The organism is Microcoleus sp. Pol12B3 (assembly GCF_036701355.1).
In the GTDB taxonomy this organism is placed as follows: domain Bacteria; phylum Cyanobacteriota; class Cyanobacteriia; order Cyanobacteriales; family Microcoleaceae; genus Microcoleus.
Genome location: NZ_JAUBQS010000113.1, coordinates 1 through 7,928, shown reverse-complemented (window position 1 = coordinate 7,928; position 7,928 = coordinate 1). Strand labels below are relative to the sequence as shown.

At 44.7% G+C, this 7,928-nt stretch carries 7 protein-coding genes; 2 read left to right on the top strand and 5 right to left on the bottom strand.

Annotated features, from left to right (window positions below; translation table 11 throughout):
* Positions 1–261: 261 nt before the first annotated feature.
* The 3 genes from QUA53_RS28085 to QUA53_RS28075 form a co-directional block, all read right to left on the bottom strand.
* Positions 262–1,284, bottom strand: coding sequence for a tetratricopeptide repeat protein (locus QUA53_RS28085; RefSeq protein ID WP_333101049.1), 1,023 nt, complete (start codon positions 1,282–1,284; stop codon positions 262–264).
* A 175-nt stretch (positions 1,285–1,459) separates the two neighbouring features.
* Complete coding sequence (locus QUA53_RS28080) at positions 1,460–2,650, bottom strand: cysteine desulfurase family protein (RefSeq protein WP_333101048.1); 1,191 nt, start codon at positions 2,648–2,650, stop codon at positions 1,460–1,462.
* A 60-nt stretch (positions 2,651–2,710) separates the two neighbouring features.
* Complete coding sequence (locus tag QUA53_RS28075) at positions 2,711–3,112, bottom strand: DUF7682 family zinc-binding protein (RefSeq protein ID WP_333101047.1); 402 nt, start codon at positions 3,110–3,112, stop codon at positions 2,711–2,713.
* A 191-nt stretch (positions 3,113–3,303) separates the two neighbouring features.
* On the opposite strand from QUA53_RS28075, the gene QUA53_RS28070 reads away from it, so the two are divergent.
* Positions 3,304–4,968: a DUF655 domain-containing protein gene (locus QUA53_RS28070; RefSeq protein ID WP_333101046.1), complete on the top strand. Its 1,665-nt coding sequence runs from the start codon at positions 3,304–3,306 to the stop codon at positions 4,966–4,968.
* A 199-nt stretch (positions 4,969–5,167) separates the two neighbouring features.
* Complete coding sequence (locus QUA53_RS28065) at positions 5,168–5,812, top strand: hypothetical protein (protein ID WP_333101045.1); 645 nt, start codon at positions 5,168–5,170, stop codon at positions 5,810–5,812.
* Between the two features lie 137 nt (positions 5,813–5,949).
* Here QUA53_RS28065 and cax read toward each other — a convergent pair whose 3' ends face one another.
* Together cax and QUA53_RS28055 are read right to left on the bottom strand one after the other, a co-directional pair.
* Positions 5,950–7,050 carry a calcium/proton exchanger gene (gene cax, locus QUA53_RS28060; RefSeq protein ID WP_333067675.1) on the bottom strand — a complete coding sequence of 367 codons (1,101 nt, stop codon included), beginning with the start codon at positions 7,048–7,050 and terminating at the stop codon, positions 5,950–5,952.
* A gap of 225 nt (positions 7,051–7,275) precedes the next feature.
* The gene (locus tag QUA53_RS28055) at positions 7,276–7,734 is read right to left on the bottom strand and encodes a hypothetical protein (protein WP_333101044.1); all 459 of its coding nucleotides are present in this window, start codon (positions 7,732–7,734) and stop codon (positions 7,276–7,278) included.
* Positions 7,735–7,928: the final 194 nt, after the last annotated feature.

The following is a 7,928-nucleotide window of genomic DNA, read 5'->3' as shown; positions in this document are numbered from 1 at the left end:
AATCGTTTGGGGGTTTTGTGTTGCCGAATCTATCTTCCTTTCTCTCTGCTTAAATATCTGCGGAATGTGGGTTCCAATTCTCCAAATGGCGAGAAACCCGGTTTTTGCGAGAATTTTTGGTGAGAGGGGAAGATATCGGAAAAAACCCGGTTTCTGAGATGGTGCGCGGTGGCGAGAAACCCGGTTTTTGCGAAGATATTTAATCGGAGGCGAAGATATCGGAAAAAACCCGGTTTCTGAGATTGTTAAAGCTGCATCACTTTAGGCATTAGCCAGCTTCTTTTTAATCATTGCCCAATATTCAGGGAAATGCTCACGGGTATATACTGTTAAAGCTGCTTCATAAAACGATCGCGCCTTTTCGAGATTTTCATCCCGCGAACCGTTGATTCTGTCATTATAGGCATTACCTAGGTTATATTGAATCATTGCCCAATCTTCAGGAAACTGTTCGCGGGTACGAACACTTAAAGCAGCGTCAAAAAATGCGATCGCGCGATCGATATTTTCCGCCCGCGAACCGTTGATTCTGTTGGCGTAAGCAGCAGCTAGGTTATTTTGAGCCATTGCCCAATCTTCCGGGAAAGCCTCAAGGGTATAGACTGTTAAAGCAGCGCCATAAAGGGCGATCGCCATTTCCACATTTTCGGCCCGCGAGCCCTTTATTCTGGTAATGTAGGCAGCAGCTAAGTTGTTTTGAGTTTGAGCAAACTTTTCGCTTCCGGGTTGCCGATTATTTAAAACAACTTGATAAGCAGCCAGGGCAATTTCAATATTATCCGCTCTATTCCCACCGGAGAAATTACTAATATTAATGCTCAAGTCTTCAACGAGGCTGACAATTGAATCAATAGTTTTTGCATTTTCCCCACCAACTAACCTCTCGACTACTTGCTCTAAAATGTCAGAAAAACGAGGATTTAGGAGATGCTTTCGTTCAGCTAGCATGGAGTGAATTACTGCTGTATTGCTATTGCTATCATCTTCTGCTTGCAATAATTCTAGAATAAAGTTTGCATACTCTTGGGGATTTTCACCTTCGGAGTTATCGCCATCGTTGATATCGATTAATTGTGCTAGCTGAGCGATCAGATTCCGCAGGAAATTAGCGCCGTTTTGTCCTCCTTGCTGTGCCATTTTTTCTGCTACCAACTCGCAACTTTCCAGAAAGTGGACATCCAACAATTCTGAGTTATCTTGTAATATCTGCGGTTCTTCGCCGTTGGGGCAATTCAGCAGGGTGTGAATTAGTTCTAGGTAGGCTTGGGCGCGGCTTTCTTCCATTATGGGGAGTTGTGAATAATATCGGGTTTATTGTAGCATGGTTGTGGGTTTTGGGGCTTGTTGTACGAGATGCAGACGGCGGTTGAAACCGCCTCTACACAAACGATGTCCATGCCAAGCGGACTGAAGACAAGACGGCGTTTTCCAACCGCCCAATCTTCAACCGCCCAGTTTTTTAATTCCTACACAATGCTACCTTGGGCATTAATCTATCCAAAATTTGCTCGATCGCAATTACTGTCCAATCAATATCAGCTTCTGTGGTTTCTCGTCCTAGAGTCAAGCGAATTCCACCAACTGCGCCGATTTCGTCATATCCCATTGCTAATAATATCGGACTGGGAGTTAGTTTGCCGCTGCTACAAGCGGCACCGGAACTAATGCCAATTCCGGCTAAATTTAACTGTCTCACCATAGTTTTACCTGTGATTTGCTCTGTGTCTCTCTTTTGGTAAGGGCGACAGGATGGGGAGACGATGCAAAAACTGACGTGGTGCGGCAGTCGGTAATATCGATCGCCAGTTGGTACTAAACTGGGTACGTGGGATAATCGCTCAAAAAGTCGATCGCGCAATCCAATTAATCTCGGCGTTTCCACATCTATTTCCTGCAATGCTAACTCCGCCGCCACCCCAAAACCGACAATTACCGGCAGCGCTTGTGTCCCGGAACGCATTTTCAATTCTTGGCCGCCACCGCCTAACATTGGCACTAATTCTACTCCCGGACGCACGTAAAGCGCCCCCGCACCTTGCGGCCCGTAAAGTTTGTGACTGGAAACCGAAAGCAAGTCTACGGGCAGTTTCTGCACGTCAACTTGCAGCTTGCCGGCAACTTGAACTGCATCGGTATGAAACATGATATTGCGATCGCGCGCAATTTGTCCCAAGGCCTCTATTGGTTGCAGCGTCCCAACTTCGCTTTGTCCGTAAATGATTGAAATTAACACTGTATTTGAGCGCAGCGACTCTTGCAAATCCAAAGGGTGAATTCGGCCAAATTTATCCACCGGTAGGCGCGTCACTTCCCATCCCAACTGTTCGAGTTCTCGCGCCGGTTCTGCTACTGCGGAATGCTCTACGCTGGAGATAATAATATGCTGGGGCTTTGTATAAAGACGGGCAATTCCCATAATTGCCAAATTGTCCGCTTCAGTGCCGCCACTCGTAAAAATTATCGATTCCGGTAGCGCGTTAATCAAGCTAGCAACCTGCATTCTTGCTAATTCTAAAGCTGTCGCCGCCCTTTGTCCCCACTCGTGCAAGCTGGAAGGATTTCCCCACTGCTGAGTCAGGGCTTTTTGCATGGCTTGAATCGCTTCTGGGCGTGCGGGTGTTGTGGCACTATAGTCGAGGTAAATTTGCATAATAACTAATTAATGAATGTTGACTGTTGACTGTTGTGAGTGGCTACCAATAACCAATAACTAACTTCCTGGCTTGCAGACGTTGTAATCTTCGTGCGACAAAACTTTTTGGGGAATTAAGAAAGTGCCGCAATCTTCACAAAGCATTCTGTAGTTGCGAGTTACAGGAATACTGATTATCAAACGGTTGTGACGCAGGCGTTTGCCGCCGAAATCTCTGTAATTCTTATTTTCGCTTAAAGCTGCTATAATTGCCCGGGCTTTAGTGACTACGTGTTCGGGCAGACCTCTGAGATCGATGATATCTCTAGCAAATGATGCTTCCCTCTCTTGTTTTTTGGTTTGTTTTTGTGTCAGCACTTCAACGTAATGCTGCTGCGCCACCAACTCTTGCGTGCAGCGATGGCACGCTTTACCATATCCTTTGTGACCGCACGGAAAAATTCTTTTTCTTTTAGCCATAAAGCAGCGGTATAGGGTTTGACCCACGCCCCTGAATGCTGCTACCCTACCAGTGATGCTTCCGGCATCGAGGCAGTTCTACAAGACGCAAAATCTATTCCCTTGCATAAATTTAATAGGTTGTAACTTTACTTGATCCAATAGATTTGAACTGTGGGAAGGCTAATAACCTCTATATTTTTTTAAATTTTGTGACTGTATTGTATTATCATTTACTCGGTTTCTGTTGTGCTGGGCTGGTGGCGCTCAATCTGGCGGGATGCGGACAAACAAAGCAAGACGTGCAGAATTTACCTCTCAGTCTGGCTCCATTGCCTCAAGACCCCTTGTTGCAAGTATACTTCAATCAGTCGAGCGCTTCGAGTTATACAGAGCCTTACCGCCAGCAAACTAGACCTGGGGATGATTTAGAAAACTCGATCGCTGTTGCGATCGCCAGGGCTGGATCGACGGTAGATTTAGCAGTTCAGGAGTTTCGCTTGCCCAGTATTGCGAGGGTTTTGGCCCATCGACAGCGATCGGGAATTAAAGTGAGATTAATTGTCGAACATATCTATAGTCGCCCTTGGAGCGATTTTACAGCTCAGGAGTTAGCGAAATTACCGGAAAGAGAGCGCGATCGTTATAGCGAATTTGTGCAACTTGCCGATCGCAATAAAGACGGTAAATTGAGTGCCGAGGAAATCAAGCAAAATGATGCTTTGGTAATTGTCAAGGATGCAGGCATTCCTGTAATTGATGATACTGCTGACGGCAGTAAAGGCAGCGGTTTGATGCACCACAAATTTGTGGTAATTGATGGCAAAACTGTAATCGTCACTTCTGCTAATTTTACCACAAGCGATATACACGGCGATTTTAAAACAGCAGCAAGTCGCGGCAATGCTAACAATTTACTGAAAATTGAAAATCCTCAATTAGCGCAACTATTTACTCAAGAATTTAACATCATGTGGGGCGACGGGCCCGGAGGCAAACCGGACAGCAAGTTTGGCATCAAAAAGCCGTTTCGTCAAGTGCAAAAAGTAAGAGTAGGGAATTCGACAGTGGCGGTGCAATTTTCGCCGACAACTGCGACTTTGCCTTGGGAAAAAAGCGCCAACGGTTTGATAAATCGAACTTTGGGTAGTGCGAAAAAGTCGGTTGATTTGGCACTGTTTGTATTTTCTGCTCAGCGATTGTCCAATACTTTGGAAATTGAAGCTGGGCGAGGAGTTGCGGTGCGAGCTTTAATTGACTCTAATTTTATTTATCGCTCTTACAGTGAAGGTTTGGATATGATGGGGGCGACTTTCAGGGAAAATTGTCGGTTAGAAGCTGACAATCGCCCTTGGAGAAAGCCACTGACTGCGGTGGGAGTGCCGCTATTACCGATGGGCGATCGCCTGCACCACAAATTCGGCGTTGTGGACGGCAAAACGGTGCTTACAGGTTCTCACAACTGGAGTGAGGCTGCAAATCACGGGAATGACGAGACGCTGCTGGCGATCGAGAGTCCCACAGTTGCGGCCCATTTTGAGCGGGAGTTCGATCGGCTTTACAAAGGTGCAATCTTGGGAATTCCCGCCCGAATCAAACAGAGAATTGATTCTAAGAAAAAAGAGTGCGATTCACTACAAGAAGCATCAAAGTCTGCGGGTGCTAAACCTCAAATTGCTGCGGCTAAAAAGTTAGTTAATTTAAATGCAGCGACTCAGGAAGAATTAGAAACTTTACCAGGGGTAGGCCCGAAGTTAGCCGAGAGAATTATTGCAGCGCGGCAACAGCAACCTTTCACTTCTTTGGATGATGTCTCACGGGTACAGGGAGTCGGGGACAAGATTTTAGAGAGATGGCGCGATCGAGTAACTTGGTAGTTAAGTTCGTACTCAAGACTTCATTCCTGACTCTGTAAAGTTCGCACTAATAACTTCCGTCCTTCCTTCCGCAACTGAGCATCCAAGAATCAAGCCTTCACTAGAAACCTTATTCGATCTACTTTGACAACACCTCAGATCGCAAGTTAAAATAACTCCTAAACAAAATGCTATCTATTCACATTAGAGGTAGAGACAGATGGAACAGGCCAGATTTGTTACGGGGAGGTCACAAATCAAATTTCTAGCTATTTTTATGGGGGCAATTTTTTTGACAATAGCAGCTTTCACAGTCAACGCTCAGCAGACTGGCGAAGCACAATTTAGGGTCAAAAACGAAAACACTTTTAATATTAATTTGATTCAATTCAAGCGCATTCAATATGTAGGTTCATGTGCAGGTACTGTCTTCTCTCCTGATTCGCAAAGCGCTCGATTTGTTTCCAGCAAGACTCCCCCCGGCCCTAATAGAAGGGTGATAATTAAAAATGTGACTGAGGGAATGGAAACTAACCCATATCCTTACACAGATAGAGGTTACGAAAAAGGTGAGTTTTCCGAGGATTTTGGATTTAAGTTGGGTAACAGTCACAAAACAAGAACTTTTTCGGTTTTAGAGGGAGAAAATAAGTTTATCTATGAAATTAAAGAAAATGACCAAGTTATAGAACAGGGTGCGCTTACTGCTGAAGTTTCTATAGAAAGCTTAGGTACTTTTCCCCGTCAGCAAATTTGCGAAGATAAGGTCGAATGTCGGGATACTGCTGATTGTCGCGACCGTAAAGGCAGAAAAAGAAGTTGCAGACGAGAGTGTTTTCCTGTTCAACAGTGTCGCTGTCCGTAACTACTTTCTGTCATCAAATTATTTGCTTTAATTAACGGCTGAAGAGACAGAGCAATAACAAACAAGAACAAAGAGAAGTTATTTTCCGGTGAAAAGGGGCAACCACAGGAGATTGCCCCTCCAACAAAATTATTGGTTTAAGTAATCGGGTGAAAGTAAAATGCGGCTCCTAAGACGGTGTATGTTGCTAAAAGCAGCACTCCTTCGAGCCAATTCGAGCGGCCGTCGAGACTAATTAGATTAGCAATTGTCACGGCAATGGCAACTGCAACTACTTCAAATGGATTGAAGTTTAAATCCATCGGCTGGTGAATCACCAATCCGATAATCACCAACACCGGCGCTACCAGCAAAGCAACTAGCAAACTCGAACCCATCGCGACAGAAACTGACAAATCCATATTGTTTTTCATCGCAACTCCCACCGCAGTTACATATTCGGCCGCCCCGCCAACAATCGGCAACAGAATTACCCCTGTAAACAGCGGCGTCAATCCCAATCCTTTGGTAGTTTCTTCCACAACACCAACGAAAATTTCTGATTCAAAAGCAACGGCAACAGTTGAGGCAACTAGCACTCCTATCCACAGCCACAAATTCGGTTTGTGCGTAGTAGATTCCTCTTTAGTATTTTGAGGATTTTCTGACTCTAGTTCGAGTAACCCAACATCGTAAAGATAGCTGTGAGTTTTTAATGAAAAGAGCAGAGTTAGAGCGTAAACTGCAATTAGGACGATCGCAGTTATTAAGGAAAGATTCTGAATGGCTGCGGGTTCGACTCCATTGGAGGTATAAATTACCATTGTCGGCAGCAGGATTGCAATTACTGCTAGAGTCATTGTGGAACCGTTCACCCGCGCGATAATCGGTTTAAATTCTTGTTCTTTGTAACGGATTCCTCCTAGCAGCATGGAAAATCCCATGACTAAGAGCAAGTTGCTAATAATTGTCCCGGTTATGCTGGCTTTCACAATGTCAATTAAGCCTGCTTTCAGAGCAACTATGGCAATAATTAATTCCGTAGCATTGCCGAAGACTGCATTTAATAAGCCGCCTATGGAGGGGCCTGTAACGATCGCCACTTCTTCTGTTGCGGTGCTCAACCAAATAGCCAGAGGTATAATGCCTAAAGCGGATGTGATGAAAACTGCCAGAGAACCCCAGTGCAAATACTCAGCGGCGATGGAAATGGGGATGAAAATTAACAGCGCTATGGAAAGAATCTTTTTGATTGACATAGGAACTCGGATAGTATATGGAAGGGTGAGGTCGAGTTATCGGAGCGATTGTCAAGTTGATTTTACATTATTTAACTGTACTCTGACACCCAAATACGGATACAATCCCCGGACTTGAGTTGTTGAGATAAATCATGGTTTAGACAACAGTTCTAGCCGCCAGCGAGTGGCTGTGGAGTCCATCTAAAATCTCAAATCTCAAATCTAAACTTCACTGAATGTTGTCTATCTGAGAAAAATTGCGCCGTCATTCCGAATCCTTAAAGATGTTTTATCCAAACCTAAATCATTTGTCTCGTCTAATCTTACCTCTACTGTTCCTTCGCCAGCAGGTTTCAAACTGGGTTTCAATAATGCACCATCTAGTCGCCTAAATACAATGGAGGCGGGTAATGTCAATGCGGGCAGCGCGACTGTTGAATTTTCCGCTAAACTCTGGCGGTTAGTCTGTCCAACCACCTGAAAAAACAGTCGATCGTTGGTTTTATTGGTTAATCTAACATTGACTTTGCCATTAACGGGAACTATCTTGCCGTCAGGGGCTCTTTCTTGTTCGTTAGTTTGAGATATTTCGCCAGCAAAACTCGCATGGTGGGTAAAAAGCAAAAAGCTGTTGCTTGCTACAGCTAAGCTGACCGCCAGTAGACTTACCACCCAGGTTTTATCGATCGCTAATTTGCACATTTATTTTGTTGACTTTTGAGCGAAAAATTCTCACAAGCGATTTTACCTGATCCTGCTATTTTCTGACAAGTTGCCTAGGGAGTAAATCCGAGCTTTTTATAGCTGATAGCTTTTTATCCCACATTCCGCAGATATTTAAGCAGAGAGAAAGGAAGATAGATTCGGCAACACAAAACCCCCAAACGATTGCTGTG

Excerpts from the sequence above, each read along its gene's own strand:
- QUA53_RS28085 (WP_333101049.1), bottom strand. The coding sequence starts at position 1,284 with ATGGAAGAAAGCCGCGCCCAAGCCTACCTAGAACTAATTCACACCCTG.
- QUA53_RS28080 (WP_333101048.1), bottom strand. The coding sequence starts at position 2,650 with ATGCAAATTTACCTCGACTATAGTGCCACAACACCCGCACGCCCAGAA.
- QUA53_RS28075 (WP_333101047.1), bottom strand. The coding sequence starts at position 3,112 with ATGGCTAAAAGAAAAAGAATTTTTCCGTGCGGTCACAAAGGATATGGT.
- QUA53_RS28065 (WP_333101045.1), top strand. The coding sequence starts at position 5,168 with ATGGAACAGGCCAGATTTGTTACGGGGAGGTCACAAATCAAATTTCTA.
- cax (WP_333067675.1), bottom strand. The coding sequence starts at position 7,050 with ATGTCAATCAAAAAGATTCTTTCCATAGCGCTGTTAATTTTCATCCCC.
- QUA53_RS28055 (WP_333101044.1), bottom strand. The coding sequence starts at position 7,734 with ATGTGCAAATTAGCGATCGATAAAACCTGGGTGGTAAGTCTACTGGCG.